This is a genomic window from Streptomyces sp. PKU-EA00015, assembly GCF_013387495.1.
GTDB lineage: Bacteria > Actinomycetota > Actinomycetes > Streptomycetales > Streptomycetaceae > Streptomyces.
Genome location: NZ_JABZEE010000009.1, coordinates 1 through 16,005 on the forward strand (window position 1 = coordinate 1; position 16,005 = coordinate 16,005).

18 protein-coding genes and 1 riboswitch are annotated in these 16,005 nt (G+C 72.7%); of the genes, 11 read left to right on the forward strand and 7 right to left on the reverse strand.

Features of this window, described 5'->3' with window-relative positions:
* Positions 1-105: 105 nt before the first annotated feature.
* The 4 genes from HW130_RS08995 to HW130_RS09010 all read right to left on the reverse strand — a co-directional run bounded on the left by HW130_RS08995 (position 106) and on the right by HW130_RS09010 (position 4,479).
* Positions 106-1,686 carry a cobyric acid synthase gene (locus HW130_RS08995; RefSeq protein ID WP_177148926.1) on the reverse strand — a complete coding sequence of 527 codons (1,581 nt, stop codon included), beginning with the start codon at positions 1,684-1,686 and terminating at the stop codon, positions 106-108.
* Positions 1,683-2,633 (reverse strand): cobalamin biosynthesis protein, encoded by a 951-nt coding sequence (locus HW130_RS09000; RefSeq protein WP_177148927.1) that lies wholly within the window; start codon positions 2,631-2,633, stop codon positions 1,683-1,685. Before HW130_RS09000 ends, HW130_RS08995 begins: the two co-directional genes overlap by 4 nt.
* Positions 2,634-2,724: 91 nt before the next feature.
* A riboswitch (cobalamin riboswitch) is annotated at positions 2,725-2,861 on the reverse strand.
* Between the two features lie 157 nt (positions 2,862-3,018).
* Positions 3,019-3,240, reverse strand: a complete 222-nt coding sequence (locus HW130_RS09005) for a hypothetical protein (RefSeq protein ID WP_177148928.1) — start codon at positions 3,238-3,240, stop codon at positions 3,019-3,021.
* Between the two features lie 12 nt (positions 3,241-3,252).
* Positions 3,253-4,479 (reverse strand): inorganic phosphate transporter, encoded by a 1,227-nt coding sequence (locus HW130_RS09010; protein WP_177148929.1) that lies wholly within the window; start codon positions 4,477-4,479, stop codon positions 3,253-3,255.
* A 210-nt stretch (positions 4,480-4,689) separates the two neighbouring features.
* On the opposite strand from HW130_RS09010, the gene HW130_RS09015 reads away from it, so the two are divergent.
* From HW130_RS09015 to HW130_RS09025, 3 genes are all read left to right on the forward strand, one after another.
* Positions 4,690-5,364, forward strand: coding sequence for a class II aldolase/adducin family protein (locus HW130_RS09015; RefSeq protein ID WP_177148930.1), 675 nt, complete (start codon positions 4,690-4,692; stop codon positions 5,362-5,364).
* Between the two features lie 112 nt (positions 5,365-5,476).
* Positions 5,477-6,598, forward strand: coding sequence for an alpha/beta fold hydrolase (locus HW130_RS09020; protein WP_177148931.1), 1,122 nt, complete (start codon positions 5,477-5,479; stop codon positions 6,596-6,598).
* Positions 6,599-6,678: 80 nt separating this feature from the next.
* Positions 6,679-8,127 (forward strand): hypothetical protein, encoded by a 1,449-nt coding sequence (locus tag HW130_RS09025; protein ID WP_375256518.1) that lies wholly within the window; start codon positions 6,679-6,681, stop codon positions 8,125-8,127.
* A 33-nt stretch (positions 8,128-8,160) separates the two neighbouring features.
* On the opposite strand, the gene HW130_RS09030 is transcribed toward HW130_RS09025, so the two are convergent.
* Positions 8,161-8,568 (reverse strand): VOC family protein, encoded by a 408-nt coding sequence (locus tag HW130_RS09030; RefSeq protein ID WP_177148932.1) that lies wholly within the window; start codon positions 8,566-8,568, stop codon positions 8,161-8,163.
* A gap of 367 nt (positions 8,569-8,935) precedes the next feature.
* Here HW130_RS09030 and abc-f point away from each other — a divergent pair, with 367 nt between their 5' ends.
* The 3 genes from abc-f to HW130_RS09045 all read left to right on the forward strand — a co-directional run bounded on the left by abc-f (position 8,936) and on the right by HW130_RS09045 (position 12,075).
* Positions 8,936-10,534, forward strand: a complete 1,599-nt coding sequence (gene abc-f, locus HW130_RS09035; protein WP_177148933.1) for a ribosomal protection-like ABC-F family protein — start codon at positions 8,936-8,938, stop codon at positions 10,532-10,534.
* Positions 10,535-10,926: 392 nt separating this feature from the next.
* Complete coding sequence (locus HW130_RS09040; RefSeq protein WP_005319113.1) at positions 10,927-11,148, forward strand: helix-turn-helix domain-containing protein; 222 nt, start codon at positions 10,927-10,929, stop codon at positions 11,146-11,148.
* Between the two features lie 135 nt (positions 11,149-11,283).
* Entirely contained in the window at positions 11,284-12,075 is a 792-nt protein-coding gene (locus HW130_RS09045; RefSeq protein WP_177148934.1) for an enoyl-CoA hydratase/isomerase family protein, read from the forward strand.
* 78 nt (positions 12,076-12,153) lie between these two features.
* Here the strand turns inward: HW130_RS09045 and HW130_RS09050 are convergent, their stop codons facing one another.
* Positions 12,154-12,822, reverse strand: coding sequence for a hypothetical protein (locus HW130_RS09050; RefSeq protein ID WP_177148935.1), 669 nt, complete (start codon positions 12,820-12,822; stop codon positions 12,154-12,156).
* Between the two features lie 90 nt (positions 12,823-12,912).
* Between HW130_RS09050 and HW130_RS09055 the strand changes: the two genes are divergently transcribed.
* Genes HW130_RS09055 through amaP form a run of 5 tightly spaced genes read left to right on the forward strand, consistent with a single transcriptional unit; the run spans position 12,913 to position 15,198 of the window.
* Positions 12,913-13,410 (forward strand): Asp23/Gls24 family envelope stress response protein, encoded by a 498-nt coding sequence (locus HW130_RS09055; RefSeq protein WP_177148936.1) that lies wholly within the window; start codon positions 12,913-12,915, stop codon positions 13,408-13,410.
* 11 nt (positions 13,411-13,421) lie between these two features.
* Complete coding sequence (locus HW130_RS09060) at positions 13,422-13,613, forward strand: hypothetical protein (protein WP_177148937.1); 192 nt, start codon at positions 13,422-13,424, stop codon at positions 13,611-13,613.
* A 6-nt stretch (positions 13,614-13,619) separates the two neighbouring features.
* The gene (locus HW130_RS09065) at positions 13,620-13,952 is read left to right on the forward strand and encodes a hypothetical protein (RefSeq protein ID WP_177148938.1); all 333 of its coding nucleotides are present in this window, start codon (positions 13,620-13,622) and stop codon (positions 13,950-13,952) included.
* Complete coding sequence (locus HW130_RS09070) at positions 13,949-14,599, forward strand: DUF6286 domain-containing protein (protein ID WP_177148939.1); 651 nt, start codon at positions 13,949-13,951, stop codon at positions 14,597-14,599. The genes HW130_RS09065 and HW130_RS09070 overlap by 4 nt, the downstream gene beginning before the upstream one ends.
* A gap of 17 nt (positions 14,600-14,616) precedes the next feature.
* Positions 14,617-15,198 (forward strand): alkaline shock response membrane anchor protein AmaP, encoded by a 582-nt coding sequence (amaP, locus tag HW130_RS09075; RefSeq protein ID WP_177148940.1) that lies wholly within the window; start codon positions 14,617-14,619, stop codon positions 15,196-15,198.
* A 50-nt stretch (positions 15,199-15,248) separates the two neighbouring features.
* Here amaP and HW130_RS09080 read toward each other — a convergent pair whose 3' ends face one another.
* On the reverse strand, positions 15,249-16,004 hold the full coding sequence (locus HW130_RS09080; protein WP_177148941.1) for an SDR family oxidoreductase: 756 nt from the start codon (positions 16,002-16,004) through the stop codon (positions 15,249-15,251).
* Between the last annotated feature and the right edge of the window lies 1 nt (position 16,005).

The window sequence follows — 16,005 nt, forward strand, 5'->3', positions numbered from 1 at the left end:
GGTCCCCCACGCCCGCAGGGCGCAGGCAGGGGGCCCTCCCACGGCCGCCAGGCCGTTGGGGGAGGGCGGGGTGGGGAACAAGCGCGCCGCAGGCGCCCATGGCGCTCACGGCGCACCCGGTGGGACGAACGGCAGCCCGGCAGGCGGGCCCTGTTCGATCAGCCGCAGCAGCGCGTCCGTGTCCGCGTGCTCCTCGATCAGATCCCCGAGGCGGTCCAACTGCTCCTCGCGCAGCGCGCCGAAGCTCGTGTCCGGCGCCGGCACGAACCGGCGGCCCGCCTGCGCGGCGACCTCCCGCAGGAACGCCCGGCGGAAGCCGTCGCTCTCCAGCGAGCCGTGCCAGTGCGTGCCCCACACGGACCCGACCCGGCAGCCTTCCGGGCCGGGGCCCCGGTCATCGGAGGTGCTGGATCCTCGGTCATCGGAGATGCTGGATCCTCGGTCATCGGAGATGAACCTCTCCCCGCCCAGCACCTCGGCGACGCCGTGGTGGATCTCGTACCCCTCCACCCGCTCGCCGAGCGCCTCGCCGACGGGGCGCGCGAGGGTCTTCTCCCGCGCGAACCGCACCCGTACCGGCAGCAGCCCGAGCCCTTCGACCTCGCCCGCCTTCGACTCGACGTCGTCCTCGATGCGTTCGCCCAGCGCCTGGTAACCACCGCAGATGCCGAGCACCGGCCTGCCCTCCGCCGCGCGCCGGACCAGGGCCTGCGCCAGCCCGCGTTCCCGCAGCCACGCCAGCGCCTTCACCGTGCCGCGCGTGCCGGGGACGACCACCAGGTCGGCGTCGGCCAGTTCCTCGGGCCGGTCCACGAACCGGACGACGACGCCCGGTTCGGCGGCCAGCGCGTCGACGTCGGTGAAGTTCGACATCAGCGGCACCGCGCACACCGCGACCCGCAGCACGTCCTCGCCGACCGGCGGAGCGACGACCGACTCGCGGACCGCGCCGCGAAGGGACACCCTCAGGCCGTCCTCCTCGTCGATGCCGAGCCCGTGCGCGTACGGCAGGACGCCGAACGTCCGCCGCCCGGTGAGCGCGTGCAGCATGTCGAGCCCGGGCTCCAGCAGCGTCACGTCCCCGCGGAACTTGTTGACCAGATAGCCGGCGACAAGTGCCTGGTCCTCCGGCGCGAGCAGTGCCGTCGTCCCGAAGAACTGCGCGAACACCCCGCCGCGGTCGATGTCCCCGACCACGAGGACGGGCAGCCGCGCGGCCCGCGCGATGCCCATGTTCACGATGTCCGTGCGCCGCAGGTTGATCTCGGCCGGACTGCCCGCCCCCTCGCAGATCACGGCGTCATACGTGCCCCGCAGCTCCTCCAGGCACGCCATGACCGGTTCGAACAGCTCGCGCTGCCGGTTCCCGTGGTAGCCCTTCGCACTCATCTCGCCGATGGGCTTCCCCATCAGGACGACCTGGCTGGAGCGGTCGCCGCCGGGCTTGAGCAGCACCGGGTTCATCAGCGCGGTCGGCTCCACACGGGCCGCCTGGGCCTGCATCGCCTGGGCCCGCCCGATCTCCGCGCCCTCGCGCGTCACGAACGAGTTCAGCGACATGTTCTGGCCCTTGAAGGGCGCGACCTTCACCCCCCGCCGCACCAGCCACCGGCAGATCCCGGCGGTCACGACGCTCTTGCCCGCGTCCGACGTGGTCCCCGCGACCAGCAGTCCGCCGCCGCTCATGTACGCCTCCCCCTCATGGCCCCCCAGGCCAGTCGCGCGCCCGCGCACGTCGCGAGCGTCAGCACGCCGATCCGCCGCGACAGCCGCACGGCCCGCCCGATGTCCCCGAACTCCACGGCCCGGCCGGTTCCGTTGAGCACCGGCCGGTGCTCGACGCGGCCGCCGTACGACAGTGTCCCGCCCAGCCGGACGCCGAGCGCCCCCGCGAACGACGCCTCCACCGGGCCCGCGTTGGGGCTCGGGTGCTTCGCCGCGTCGGCCCGCCAGGCGCGTACCGCCCCCCGCGGGTCGGGACCCGCGATCGCGGCGAGTACCGCGGTGAGCCGTGCGCCGGGCCAGCCCGCCACGTCGTCGAGGCGTGCCGAGGCCCAGCCGTAGCGCCGGTGGCGCGGCGATTTGTGGCCGACCATGGCGTCCAGCGTGTTCACGGCACGGAAGCCGAGGAGCCCGGGAACGCCCGCGACAGCGCCCCACACCAGGGCGCCGACGACGGCGTCCGACGTGTTCTCGGCGACCGACTCGACGACGGCGCGGGCGATCTGCTGCTCGTCCAGGGACTGCGGGTCGCGCCCGCACAGATGGGGGAGCCGCGCGCGGGCCGCCTCGACGTCCCCTGTGGCCAGCGCCTCGCCGACGAGGCGCGCCTCCCGGCCGAGCGTGGTGCCTCCGATCACGGCCCAGGTGGCGGCGGCGGTCAGGGCGACGGACGCGACGGGGGAGCGGCGCACGGCACGGGACGCCAGCGCGCCCACGGCGACTGCGCCGCCGGCGCAGAGGGCCGTGTGCAGGGCGCCCCGGCCCCGGTGGTCACGCCACAGCAGTCGCTCGACGGCGCCCGCGGCCCTCCCGAAGGCGGCGACGGGGTGCCCGCGGCGGGGGTCGCCGACGAGCTGGTCGACGACGAGGCCCGCGGTGGCGCCGTACACGAATACACGGTCGGCACGCACGGGGTCAGTGATCCCGCAGGCGGGGTCCGACGGACAGGGCTGAACGGCAGCCGGGCATGCGACGAGTCCTCACTCAGGGTCCGCGCCCTGGTTCGACGTGACCGGCGGCGAGAGTTCCTGGCTCCCCGGGGTGTGATCTTCCCGGGTGACAGTGGCGGGACCGCGCCGGATTCGCACCGGACTTCCTCTTCTGCCGCCGTAGATGGCCCCGGCAGTCCACCACGCGCCGCGAACGCCCGTCAACTCACCCTTGACCTGCGGAGGGGCAGTGTGCGAAGCCCCACACCCCGGACACGCCGGAGCCGGGCCGGAGGCACGCGGGGTGCCTCAGGCCCGGCTCCGGGCGGGTCTGCGTCGTCAGCGGACGAAAGGACTCGGAGGGGAGTCAGGTGACGATCAGATAGATGCCGTACGCCACGGCAGCGGCGCACAGGGCGAAGCAGGCGTAGGCGCCGGTGCGGACCATGGTGGCCGATCCGCCGTCGGCGGCCGCCGCCTCGTGCTTGGTCAGGCCCACGATGCCCAGGGTGAACAGGCCCACCAGGGCGACGGTGGCGACGAGGCTCACGCCGAACACGGAGCCGAGAGCTGCCCAGTCGATCTTCATGCTGATGATTCCTTACACCGTGGCCGGACGGGCCGGCTCGGGCTCGGCCGGGGCCGGGATGGTGGTCTTGAGCTCGCCCGCGGGCGGCGGGGTGACAGCCGCGATGGCGGTGGTGACGACGCCGGCGGGCTCGACGTCCTCGGTGTCGTTGACGTTGGTGTGGTCGACGACCTGGCGGCGGGAGACGAACCAGATCGCGGCGCAGGACGCGACCAGGAAGACCGCGACGGCCGCGACGCCCCAGTCACCCTGCTGGGTGACGAACTCCGAACCCGCGGCGACCAGACCGGCGGCCGGCAGGGTCAGGCCCCAGGCGACGAACATCCGGGTCGCGGTGGACCAGCGGACCACACCGCCCTTGCGGCCGAGACCCGCGCCCATCACCGCGCCGGAGCACGAGTGGGTGGTCGAGAGGGAGAAGCCGAGGTTGGAGGAGGCGAGGATGACGCTCGCCGCGCCGGTCTGGGCGGCGAAGCCCTGCTGCGGCTGGAGGTCGGTCAGGCCCTTGCCCATGGTGCGGATGATGCGCCAGCCGCCGAGGTAGGTGCCGAGGGCGATGGCGACACCGGCGGAGACGATGACCCACAGGGGAGGGTTGGAGCCGGGGGCGATGACGTTCCCGGCGACCAGGGCCAGGGTGATGATGCCCATCGTCTTCTGCGCGTCGTTGGTGCCGTGCGCCAGCGAGACGAGACCGGCGGACGCGATCTGGCCGGCGCGGTAGCCCTTGGCGGTGGCCTTCGGGTCGGCGTTCCGGCCGATCCTGTAGGTCAGCCGGGAGGCCAGGAACGCGGCGACACCGGCCACGAGCGGCGCGGCGACCGCGGGGATCAGCACCTTGGTGACGACGACGCCGCCGTTGACCGCGTCGAAACCGACGGACGCGACGGTGGCACCGACGAGGCCGCCCATCAGGGCGTGCGAGGAGCTGGACGGCAGACCGATGAGCCAGGTCAGCAGGTTCCAGAGGATGGCGCCGACGAGCGCCGCGAAGATGACTTCAGGTGAGATGCCTGATTCGTCGACGAGGCCACTGGAGATCGTCTTGGCGACCTCCACGGACAGGAAAGCGCCGACGAGATTCAGAACGGCGGACATGGCCACCGCGGTCTTGGGCTTCAGGGCGCCGGTCGAGATGGTCGTCGCCATCGCGTTGGCGGTGTCGTGGAAACCGTTCGTGAAATCGAACACGAGAGCTGTCACGATCACAATCGCGAGCAGCAGCGTGATGTGTTCCATTTACCCAGGCAATCGTTTGACGTCATTGACGCGCCGACCGTAGGCAACCTGGGTGAACGGAAGATGAACTGGGCCCGGCCCTGCGGTGTCCGTAAGTAGGTACCGAGCATTCCGCTTGCCCCTTTTCGGGCCTTGCGACAGCACCCGGCATCCACTCGAACACACTCCGTCGCCCAACCCCCCGAGAAGCGCGCCTGACAGGATCTCCGCATGACGGATCACGCGGAGACGGACACGATCGAACGGGCCTGGCAGGACGTCGTCACGACGGCCCGCAGAACCGCGGCGGAGGGTCTCGTGGTCGGCACGTCCGGCAACGTCTCCGTCCGCGTCGGCGACCTTGTGCTCGTGACCCCGAGCGGGGTGCCCTACGACCGGCTCGGACCCGACGACACCGTCGCCGTCGACCTCGACGGCCATCAGGTCATCGGCACACTCGCCCCCACCAGCGAGCTGCCGCTGCACCTGGAGGTCTACCGCAGCACGCCGGCCGGGGCCGTCGTGCACACCCACGCCGTACACGCCACCGCCGTCTCCACGCTGGTGCCCGAGCTGCCGCCGGTCCACTACATGACGGCGGCCCTCGGCGGCCCGGTCCGCGTGGCGCCCTACGCGCTGTACGGCACACCCGAACTGGCCCGCAACATGCTCATGGCCCTGCGCGAGCGCACGGCCTGCCTCCTCCAGAACCACGGAACCGTCGCCTACGGGGCGACCCTGCCCCAGGCGTACGACCGCACGGCCCAGCTGGAATGGATGTGCCAGGTCTGGCTGAAGGCGTCCTCGCTCCCGTCGCTGACCCCCCGCCTCCTCTCCGAAGCGGAACTCTCGGCAGCGGCCGCCCGGCTCCACACCTACGGCCAGCCCCACCGCGACGCCCCTTGACCGGCCCTCCTCCCGGCCCCCGGCGCTTCAAGCGCCGGGGGACACGCCCCCGTGCGAGCGGCCCCCACCGTGCCCACTGGCACCCCCGCCCGCCCACGCCGACACTGGACCCGTGCGCCCCGCTACAGCGACGGCAGCAGCCGTCACCACACTCATCGGCGTCGGCGCGGCCACGGTCGCCGCCGGCCGCCACGCGAGCAGCGCCGCCTTGGGAGCATCCCGCCCCCTCCCGGGCGACCCGAGACTCACCGTCCACGGGACCGGTTCCGGCCGCGTGACGCTCACGCGCAGCCTCGCCTCCCTGCGACGGGGGACCTACGGGCTGGAGGGCTCCGGCGTCCACGCCGTCGTCGGCCCCGTCCTCGACGACGTCACGCACTCCGCGGACACCGTGGTACGCCGCCTGGAGCGCGTCGTCGCAGGCGGCCTCCGCCCCGGCAGCCGGGTCCGCTTCACCCCGCAGGTGCACAGCGGCGACCCGGCCGACGCCCTCGGCATCCCGCACGCCGACGTCCTCGTCCCCGGCGAACTCGGCGCCCTCCCGGCATGGTTCGTCCCCGGCAAGCGCTCCACCTGGGTGATCACGGTTCACGGCATCGGCACGACCCGGGAGCACCCGCTGAACCTGCTCCCCTTCCTGCGCGACCAGCAGTTCCCCGTGCTGAACCTCGCCTACCGCGGTGACAAGGGCGCTCCCCGCCCGCCGGACGGCCTGAGCCACCTCGGGGACTCCGAGTGGCGCGACCTGGACGCGGCCGTACGGCACGCCGTGCGGCACGGCGCCGAGCGCGTCATCGTCCACGGCTGGTCGACCGGCGCGGCGATGGCGCTGCGGGCCGCCGCCAACTCCGGCCTGCGCGACCGCATCAGCGGACTCGTGCTGGACTCGCCGGTCCTCGACTGGGAGACGACCCTGCGCGCCCTGGCCGGCGCCCGGCACACCCCGGGCCCGCTGCTCCCCCTCGCCGTGCGCGCCGCCCTCGGCCGCACCGGTCCGCACGGCGACCGGATCGCCGAGGCCGCCGACCCGTCGGCCGTCCGCGTCCCGGTGCTGATCTTCCACGGGCCGGACGACACCATCGCCCCCTGGCGGTACTCGCGCCGACTGGCGGACGAACGCCCCGGTCTGATCGGCCTGCACACCGTGCCCGGCGCCCCGCACGCGGCGATGTGGAACGCCGACCCCAAGGCGTACGAGGAGGCCCTCCGCCGCTTCCTCACCCCTCTCATGTAACCGCAGGCGAGAGCCGTGTCCGGCCCGGCCTCCCGCCCTCCGTTTGGGCTTTCGGGCCGTCAGCGGGAAGACTGCTCCCCGTGACGTCCCGAAAGCCTGATGAGCAATTGGCGCGCAACTCCAGACTCCGTCTTGTCCGCCCGCGATCCCTGGCCACCGCACGACGGGCCGTGACGACCCGGCGCACCCGTCCGGCGCCCCGTCCGCCGGAGGGCACGCCCGCCCCCGCCGAGCTGGCACGACAGGCCCGCGCGGTCCTCGCCGACGCCGTACGCATCGCCCGCTGGGCCGCCGCGGGAGCCGCCGCGTCCCTGCCCGAAGGACGCTTCGGCGGCGACCCGACCACCGCCCCACCCGTCGCCGGCGCGCGGGAACGGGCCGCGGCCGAACTGGACCTGACGCCGGACCAGGTCCGCGCGGGCTGGGACCGCGCCCGCCTCGCCGGTCTGATCGAACTGCACGGCGGCACCGCACGCCCCGGTTGGCGGCTGCGCGCCTGGGACCGTGACGACATGGCCGTGCTGCGCGGCTGGGTCGCTCTGTTCGACGCATGGTCGCTCGCGCACCCCGCTCCCGAGGACGTCGCACCCACCGTCGTGGCCGAGGTCGTCGAGGCCGTGCCCCAGGTGCTCTCCCTCCTTCAGCTCTCGGCCGGCCCCGTGCTCGTACCGGCCCTGCTCGATCTGCTGCAGCAGCGCGTCGCCGAACTGCGCGAGGAACGCTGCGAGGTCCCGTACGGCCCCCGCGGCGAGACGCAGCCCACCGCCGGGGAGCCCGGGGCCCCCCTCGACGGCGACGGCGACGACGTCCCCCTCTCCGTGCTGCTCGACTGGGCCCTCGAAGGACTCGCCGCCGTCGGCGCCCTGACTCTCGAGCGCGGCCAGGCCACGCTCACCCCCCTCGGCAACTGGGCGGTGTGGGTCAAACTCGAGCAGATCTGCGTCGCCGCCCAGAGCCCCGCGGGCAACATCGAGCAGTCCGCCGAGGACATGCTCCGCGGATGCGCCCGTCTCACCCCCGGACCCGCACGCGCCGAATACCGCGCCTGGCTCGCCGCCCGCACCGTCTCCAGCGCGGTCGCCGAGCTCCTCGCCGTCGCACGGGGCGAGGACGCCCTGCTGCGCGGACTGGCCTTCGAGGCGCTCCGTGTCGTCGGCGCCCCCGCCGAGCCCGAGGTCCGCGCGGCCGCCGTCGAACCGTCCCTGCGCCCCTACGCCCTGCTGTGGCTCGCCGAGTACGAGGGGGCCGATCCCGAGGACGCCGCCGAGGTCCTCACCCGGGAGGAAGCCACCTGGCTCTGGGTGGACACCGCAGCCGCCGTCGCGGACCACGGTGAGCCCCAACTGCTGCTGCGCCACCTCGATTCCGCGATCCAGGGCACCGTCCCGGCGCTCATCGAGGAGGTCCGGGTCGGCGGCCACCCCCGTACGGTCCAGGTCCTCGTAGCCCTCGCCGCCGCGCACCCGGACCCGGCCCTGGCCAAGGCCGTCCGGAGGGCTGCCTTCCAGGTGCACACCGGCGGCGTCTGACACGCGTCACACGCACCCCGGGGGCGGCGCGGGCTACGACGACTCCGCCACCCCCGGTGTGTACGTGCCGAAGCTCCAGATGTTGCCCTCGACGTCCCGGGCCATGTAGTCCCGTGCCCCGTAGTCCTGATCGGTCGGCGGCATGACGATCTCGGCGCCGTGCTCGACCGCCGTACCGTGATGCGCGTCCACGTCGTCGACATGGACGAACACCCCGGCCGGGCCCGCGCCCTGCATCAGCTTGTCGAACTCGCTCCCGGTGCCCTTGCTGCCCAGCATCACCATGCCGTTTCCATATGTCAGCTCGGCGTGCAGCACCCCGCCGTCCTCGTCCTCGTACACCGCGTGTTCGGTGAAGCCGAAGGCTTCGGTGAGCTGTCTGATCGCGGCCTTGGCGTCCTTGTAGACCAGCGTGGGACAGATGCTCGGCGACTGCGTCATCCCGATCACTCCTCACTCGCTCGACGACAGGATGGTGATCTGCGTCTCAGTCTGGCACCGCCCACCGACAATCCCGGGCCGCGTCGGCCCCGCACGTCAACACCGCGTGGAAAGGCTCAGCCGAACGTGTCGCACCGGGCCATCCAGGTCGACCCTGGTACGCCCTTCCGCCGCCACTGCGTCGCGGCCCTCCCGGCACGCCGCGGACCCGCGGGACCGATCGTCCGGGCTGCGGCCGCAGCCGGAAAAGCACTTGCCATGCCCCGTTAGACTGAGCCGTATGGCAATTCTCCTTGTGCATTAGACGGCGTCGAAGCGTCGCTCGCCCGTCCCTTCCGCCGTCCAACCGCCCTGGAGTATTTCCCCCGTGATCACCGCATCCGGTATCGAGCTGCGCGCCGGCGCGCGCGTCCTCATCGAGTCCGCCTCCTTCCGTATCGCCAAGGGCGACCGCATCGGCCTCGTCGGCCGCAACGGAGCGGGCAAGACCACGCTCACCAAGTGCCTCGCCGGTGAGGGCGTCCCCGCCGCCGGCACGATCTCCCGCTCCGGCGAGGTCGGCTACCTCCCGCAGGACCCCCGCACCGGCGACCTCGACGTCCTCGCCCGCGACCGCATCCTCTCCGCCCGCGGCCTCGACGTCCTGATCCGCAAGATGCGCCAGAACGAGGACCGCATCGCCAACGGTCTGGGCGCGACCCGGGAGAAGGCGCTCAAGCAGTACGAGCGCCAGGAGACGGAGTTCCTGACCAAGGGCGGATACTCCGCCGAGGCCGAGGCCGCCACCATCGCCGCCGCCCTCGGCCTGCCCGACCGGGTCCTCGGGCAGCCGCTGCACACGCTCTCCGGTGGTCAGCGCCGCCGCGTGGAGCTCGCCCGCATCCTCTTCTCGGACGCCGACACCCTGCTCCTCGACGAGCCCACCAACCACCTCGACGCCGACTCCATCGTCTGGCTGCGCGACTACCTGAAGACCTACCGCGGCGGATTCATCGTGATCTCCCACGACGTCGACCTCGTCGAGACGGTCGTCAACAAGGTCTTCTACCTCGACGCCAACCGCTCCGTGATCGACGTCTACAACATGGGGTGGAAGCTCTACCAGCAGCAGCGCGAGGCCGACGAGAAGCGCCGCAGGCGCGAGCGGCAGAACGCCGAGAAGAAGGCCGCCGCCCTCAACTCCCAGGCCGACAAGATGCGGGCCAAGGCCACGAAGACGGTCGCCGCGCAGAACATGGCCCGCCGTGCCGAGCGCCTGCTGTCCGGACTGGAGGAGATCCGGGTCGCCGACAAGGTCGCCAAGCTGCGCTTCCCCGAGCCCGCACCGTGCGGGAGGACGCCCCTGACCGCCGAGGGCCTGTCCAAGTCCTACGGCTCGCTCGAGATCTTCACCGACGTCGACCTCGCCATCGACAAGGGCTCGCGCGTCGTCATCCTCGGTCTCAACGGCGCGGGCAAGACGACGCTGCTGCGTCTCCTCGCCGGTGTCGAGAAGCCCGACACCGGCGAGGTCACCCCCGGCCACGGCCTCAAGCTCGGGTACTACGCCCAGGAGCACGAGACCCTCGATCCGGACCGCACCGTCCTGGAGAACATGCGCTCCGCCGCGCCCGACCTCGATCTCGTCGAGGTCCGCAAGACGCTCGGCTCGTTCCTCTTCTCCGGTGACGACGTGGACAAGCCGGCCGGGGTGCTCTCCGGCGGTGAGAAGACCCGTCTCGCGCTGGCCACGCTGGTCGTCTCGTCGGCCAACGTCCTGCTGCTCGACGAGCCCACCAACAACCTGGACCCCGCCAGCCGCGAGGAGATCCTCGGCGCGCTGCGCACGTACAAGGGCGCCGTCATCCTCGTCACCCACGACGAGGGCGCGGTCGAGGCCCTGGAGCCGGAGCGGATCATCCTCCTCCCGGACGGCGTCGAGGACCTGTGGGGTGCTGACTACGCGGACCTGGTGGCGCTCGCCTGACGTGCGGGGGCGCCTTCGGGCGTCCCTCCGTGCTCGCCGGGCCGCGCGGGTGTCTGCGCGCGCCCGTTGATCCACTCCGTATGGATCATTCGGCCTACGTGTGATCCATCATCTGCGTGAGGGCGTCTCGTACCGCGGCGTGGCGGCTCGCCGCCCGCCCCAGCCCGCCCCCCGGCCTGCCTGCACCCCTCCCCGCCCCGCTGACCAGGCATTTCCGCGGACGGCCAGGCGATACGTTCCCTCTCGTATGACCGGAGGGATTGATTCCGGTCATGGCGGCCGCATATCGCATGGCCAAGCGTTCCGGACTGACCTTGTCGAATGGGTGGCCAGGACGCCCGCGAGGGGTGATCATGAGAAGTCCAGAGCGCACTTCCCATGAGGAGGCACGGGTGGCCGAGACTCTGAAGAAGGGCAGCCGGGTGACCGGCGCCGCGCGCGACAAGCTCGCGGCAGACCTGAAGAAGAAGTACGACTCCGGTGCGAGCATCCGGGCGCTGGCCGAAGAGACCGGCCGCTCCTACGGATTCGTCCATCGGATGCTCAGTGAGTCCGGAGTCGTTTTGCGTGGACGCGGCGGAGCGACGAGGGGCAAGAAGGCCGCCTCGGCCTGACACAGCCCGTCGTAAGGACTCCTTCGGCCCATCGGTTCCGCGGTGGCCACCCGGGCGGTCGTCCGACCGGTCCGGGTGGTTACTGTGCAGTCGCTTATCTTCGTAGGCACCACTGCACCGAACCGGAGGCGTCCCATGACTTCGCTCGACCCTGTGCTCGACAAGGACGGTGTGCGACTCACCGTCGACGGCGCCGTTGCCACGGTGACCCTGACCAAGCCGGACAAGCGCAACGCCCAGGACTTCGCGCTGTGGCGGGCATTGACGCAGGCCGGCCGGTCACTCCCGGGTGACGTGCGTGTCGTGGTGCTGCGGGGTGAGGGCAAGTCCTTCTCCGCGGGGCTCGACCGGCAGGCCTTCACCCCTGAGGGCTTCGAGGGCGAGCCGTCGTTCATCGACCTCGCACGCAGCAACGACGCAGAGGTCGACGCGGCCATCGACGCGTTCCAGGAAGCGTTCACCTGGTGGCGGCGCAGTGACATCGTCACCATCGCGGCCGTCCAGGGCCATGCGATCGGCGCGGGTTTCCAGCTCGCCCTCGCCTGTGACCTGCGGGTGGTGGCCGAGGACGTCCAGTTCGCCATGCGGGAGACCAGCCTCGGACTCGTCCCGGACCTCACCGGCACGCATCCCCTCGTGTCGCTCGTCGGCTACGCCCGCGCGCTCGAGATCTGCGCGACCGGCCGGTTCGTCCACGCGGAGGAGGCCGAGCGCACCGGCCTGGCCAACCTCGTCGTGCCCGGCGCCGAACTGGACGCCGCCGTACGGGACCTCGCCGCCGCACTCGTGGCCGCGCCCCGCGACGCAGTGATCGAGACCAAGGCCCTGCTCCAGGGCGCCTCGGGCCGCTCCTTCGAGGAGCAGCGCGCGGCCGAGCGCGCCGCCCAGGCCCGCAGGCTCCGGGACCTCGCCGGTCTCGGCGACTGACCGGGCACCACACGCGTACGCCGCACACCGGCCGAGCCCTCGGGAACGGCCGGTGTGCGGCGTACTGCCCACGGGGCGTCAGGCGACCGACGAGATCAGGACCGCGACCGGGCGGCCGTCCGCGAGCGCGGCGGACACCGCCGCACGCACCGCACGGCCCACGTCCAGCGCTCGGAACCCCTCGGCCGTGGCGACTTCGACCTGTACCCGGTCCGCGGCCGTGTGCACGGCGCCGCCGCCCAGTTCCGCCGTCAGGCACGCCACGCCCGCCGTCGCCGCCGCGGCCTCACCCGCCGCGTCCGAGGGCGTCACGGGCGAGGGGACATGGGCCGGAGCCGATGGCAGGGGACTGTCCGGCAGCGCCGCCACACGCAGATCCACCTCGGTGACCACCAGGCCCAGCCGGTCCGCCGCCGCCCTGGCCAGCGCCGACCGCAGGGCCGCCGTCACCGCCGGCAGCGGCTCCCCGCTCCACACCGCGACCTCCGCCGCGAGCCGGTGGGCCCCCGGCGGGAGAGCGCTCGGCGGAGGGGGCACCGCGGGCTCGCCTGCCGCTGCGGGGTCCACGAGCCTCACGTCGAGCCGCGTCACCGCCGCCCCCCGTACCGCCTTCGCGGCGGCCTCGACGAGCACCGACGCGGCCGCGCGTTCAGCGAGCCAGGTGCCGTCCTCGGGCCCTCCGAGCGCCACCAGCCTGCCGAGGCCCAGCACCTGTCGCATCCGCCGCATCGCTTCCGCAGTCGTCATTCCTCCAGCCTGCCGCATCCACGGCGCGAGATGGGGAAACCGCACTTAATGTGGGCAAAGGGAGGTCACCACCACCCGAAAGGAACCACGATGACCGAGACAGGTGAGCGCAACCGGCCCCAGAGCACGGGGAACGAAACGGCCGGCGGCGGCGAGCCGTCGTCCCGCAGGACCTCCATCGGCAAGCGTGTCGACCCCGGTGTCCGCGGGCGCACCACGATCGCCGACGGTGTCGTGGAGAAGATCGCCGGACTCGCCGCGCGGGACGTCGTCGGCGTCCACACGATGGGCAGCGGCATCTCCCGCACGTTCGGCGCCGTACGCGACCGGGTCCCCGGCGGCGGCAGCAGGTCCAACGTGACGCGAGGCGTCAAGGCCGAGGTCGGCGAGGTGCAGACGGCGCTGGACCTGGAGATCGTCGTCGACTACGGCGTCGCCATCGCCGATGTCGCGCGCGACGTCCGGGAGAACGTGGTCGCCGCTGTCGAGCGGATGACCGGTCTGGAGGTGGTCGAGGTCAACATCGCCGTGAGCGACGTCAAGCTGCCCGATGAGGAAGAGGACGAGCCGGAGCAGCGTCTCCAGTAGAGGAGCTCAGAATGAGCATGGCCGTGGTCGGCATGGTGGCCGGCATGGCGCTCGGATTCGCCGGGTACTTCGGTGGATTCGGGGCGTTCGTGCTGGTCGCCGCATTGGGAGCGGTCGGTTTTGTGGTGGGCAGGCTGCTCGAGGGAGATCTGGAGGTCGGCGACTTCTTCCGGGGTCGCGATCGTGGCGTAGGGCCTCGGTGACGCGCCGTGGCGGCCGATCGTGTTGCCCCCGCCGAACGCGGGGCGACGACCATCGCCGACCGCGTCGTGGCGAAGATCGCCGCGAAGGCGGCACGGGAGGCGCTCGAGCGCCTGCCCGAGGGCGTCTCGCCGCCGCACGCGATGGTCGTCGTCCACCACGACACGGCCCGGGTCCGTATCAGCCTCGAACTCGACTATCCAGGTGACATCGGCCGCCAGTGCGGCGCGGTGCGTCGTCAAGTGGCCCACAGGGTAAGGACGTTGGCAGGGATGGAGGTGCCCGAGGTGGCGGTGCAGGTCGAGCGCCTGCACTCCTCGGCGCAGGGGAGGATTCGATGACCGAGCCCGAACAGACCCACCGGCCCGTCCGCGAACTGGACCAGTCCGTCTCCGCCGCGGCCTACGACCCCGCGCCGGTCCCCGCGGAAACGGAGCACGGCAGGGCGGGGCGCTTCTGGTCGGCGCGCCGCGTCCCCGCCGCGCTGCTCGCCCTGGTGGTCCTCGCGGGATCGGGGCTGATGCTCTACGACGTCGCCGCGGTACGGGCCGACCGGCCCGCCATGTACTGGCGGCGAGCCCTGGCCGACCACCTCGACCGATGGCGTCTCGAGGACGTGGCGGTCCTCGCGGTCGCCGGAGCGGTGGTGCTCGTCGGCGTCTGGCTGATCGTTCTCGCGGTGACGCCGGGGCTGCGCAGGGTGCTGCCCATGCAGCGGGACCGCGCGCACGTACGGGCCGGGCTGGACCGGCAGGCGGCGGCGCTCGTGCTGCGCGACCGCGCGATGGAGGTGTCCGGAGTGCAGTCCGTACGCGTACGGATGCGACGCACCAAGGCCAAGGTGCGTGCCCGCTCCCACTTCCGCGAACTCGACGACGTACGCGCCGATCTGGACACCGCGCTCGGAATCGGCATCAAGGAACTGGGCCTGGCCAGACCCCCGGCCCTGGCCGTCCACGTCGGCCGGCCTCCGGCCGGGAAGCGCTGAGGGCAAGGGTGAGACGGATGCTCGGAACGGTCAACCGGAGCCTGCTCGGACTCGCCGGGCTGGTGCTGGTGTGCACGGGCGGCGCCGTACTGGCGGCCGGGGCCGGGCTGTCCGTGCCCTCGTGGTGGCCCTGGAGCGGACAGCACGACGTGCTGCTCAGCGATGCCGACCGGACGAGGTGGCGGGACGAGGGCTGGTGGTGGCCGGTCGTCATCGCCGTCCTTGCCCTGCTGGTGCTGCTCGCCCTGTGGTGGCTTCTCGCACAGCTGCGCCGCGCCCGCCTCGCCGAGGTCCTCGTGGACACCGGCGACGGAGAGGGCGCGCTGCTGCGCGGCCGGGCGCTGGAGAACGTGATGACGGGGGAGGCGGAGTCGCTGGAGGGCGTCTCCCACGCACGGGTCATGCTGACGGGCCGCGGCCGGAGCGCTCCCCAGGCGCGGGTCCTGCTGCAGCTGGAGCCCCATGCGGCTCCGGCCGAGACGGTGTCCCGGCTGGCCGACGAGGCGGTGGCGCATGCGCGGGAGTCGGCGGGACTGTCGTCGCTGCCGACCGAGGCGAGGCTGCGGGTGTCGAAGCACAGGGCGCAGCGCGTGACATGAGGGGGTGCGGAGGCTTCGCCCCCGCACCTCGCGTCCCCTTCGGGAGATCGTCAGAACCCGTGCCGCGCCCCGCCGTCCACCGGGAGCATCACGCCCGTCAGGTACGACGCCGCCGGCGACAGCAGGAACGCCGCGACGGCGCCGAACTCCGCCGGCGTACCGTAGCGGCGCAGCGGAATCCGCGACTCGTTGCCCGCGCGCGCAGCCTCCGCGTCGCCCGACAGCGCGTCGAGCTCCCGCACCCTGTCCGTGTCGATGCGTGACGGGAGCAGACCGATCACGCGGATGCCGCGCGGGCCCAGTTCGTCGGCGAGGGACTTGGCGAAGCCCGCGAGACCCGGCCGCAGGCCGTTGGAGATCGTCAGGCCGGGGATCGGTTCGTGGACCGACCCGGAGAGGACGAAACCGATCACGCCGCCCTCGTTCAGTTCCGCCGCCGCGGTCCGCGCCAGCCGCACCGCGCCCAGGAAGACCGAGTCGAACGCCGACTGCCACTGCTCGTCCGTGTTGTCCGCGACGAAGCCCGGCGCCGGGCCGCCCACGCTGATGAGAATGCCGTCGAAGCGGCCGAAGTGCGCCCGCGCCGCCGCTATCAGGCGCTCCGCGCCCGCCGGGTCGGCGTTGTCCGCCGCCAGGCCCACCGCGGTCGGACCCAGTTCGGCAGCCGCTTCCTTGACCGTCTTCTCGTCCCGGCCGGTGATGACGACCTTCGCGCCGTCGGCCACCAGGGCCCGCGCGGAGGCGTTGCCCAGCCCCCGGGAGGCGCCGGTGACGATGTAGACGCGGTCCTTCAGTCCAAGATCCATG

What these genes read in the sequence shown, in the direction of transcription:
- HW130_RS09015 (WP_177148930.1), top strand. Translation starts at nt 4,690, where the DNA reads ATGACGGATCACGCGGAGACGGACACGATCGAACGGGCCTGGCAGGAC.
- HW130_RS09055 (WP_177148936.1), top strand. Translation starts at nt 12,913, where the DNA reads ATGACCGAGACAGGTGAGCGCAACCGGCCCCAGAGCACGGGGAACGAA.
- HW130_RS09010 (WP_177148929.1), bottom strand. Translation starts at nt 4,479, where the DNA reads ATGGAACACATCACGCTGCTGCTCGCGATTGTGATCGTGACAGCTCTC.
- HW130_RS09080 (WP_177148941.1), bottom strand. Translation starts at nt 16,004, where the DNA reads ATGGATCTTGGACTGAAGGACCGCGTCTACATCGTCACCGGCGCCTCC.
- HW130_RS09030 (WP_177148932.1), bottom strand. Translation starts at nt 8,568, where the DNA reads ATGACGCAGTCGCCGAGCATCTGTCCCACGCTGGTCTACAAGGACGCC.
- HW130_RS09060 (WP_177148937.1), top strand. Translation starts at nt 13,422, where the DNA reads ATGAGCATGGCCGTGGTCGGCATGGTGGCCGGCATGGCGCTCGGATTC.
- HW130_RS09050 (WP_177148935.1), bottom strand. Translation starts at nt 12,822, where the DNA reads ATGACGACTGCGGAAGCGATGCGGCGGATGCGACAGGTGCTGGGCCTC.
- HW130_RS09005 (WP_177148928.1), bottom strand. Translation starts at nt 3,240, where the DNA reads ATGAAGATCGACTGGGCAGCTCTCGGCTCCGTGTTCGGCGTGAGCCTC.
- HW130_RS09070 (WP_177148939.1), top strand. Translation starts at nt 13,949, where the DNA reads ATGACCGAGCCCGAACAGACCCACCGGCCCGTCCGCGAACTGGACCAG.
- HW130_RS09045 (WP_177148934.1), top strand. Translation starts at nt 11,284, where the DNA reads ATGACTTCGCTCGACCCTGTGCTCGACAAGGACGGTGTGCGACTCACC.
- HW130_RS08995 (WP_177148926.1), bottom strand. Translation starts at nt 1,686, where the DNA reads ATGAGCGGCGGCGGACTGCTGGTCGCGGGGACCACGTCGGACGCGGGC.
- amaP (WP_177148940.1), top strand. Translation starts at nt 14,617, where the DNA reads ATGCTCGGAACGGTCAACCGGAGCCTGCTCGGACTCGCCGGGCTGGTG.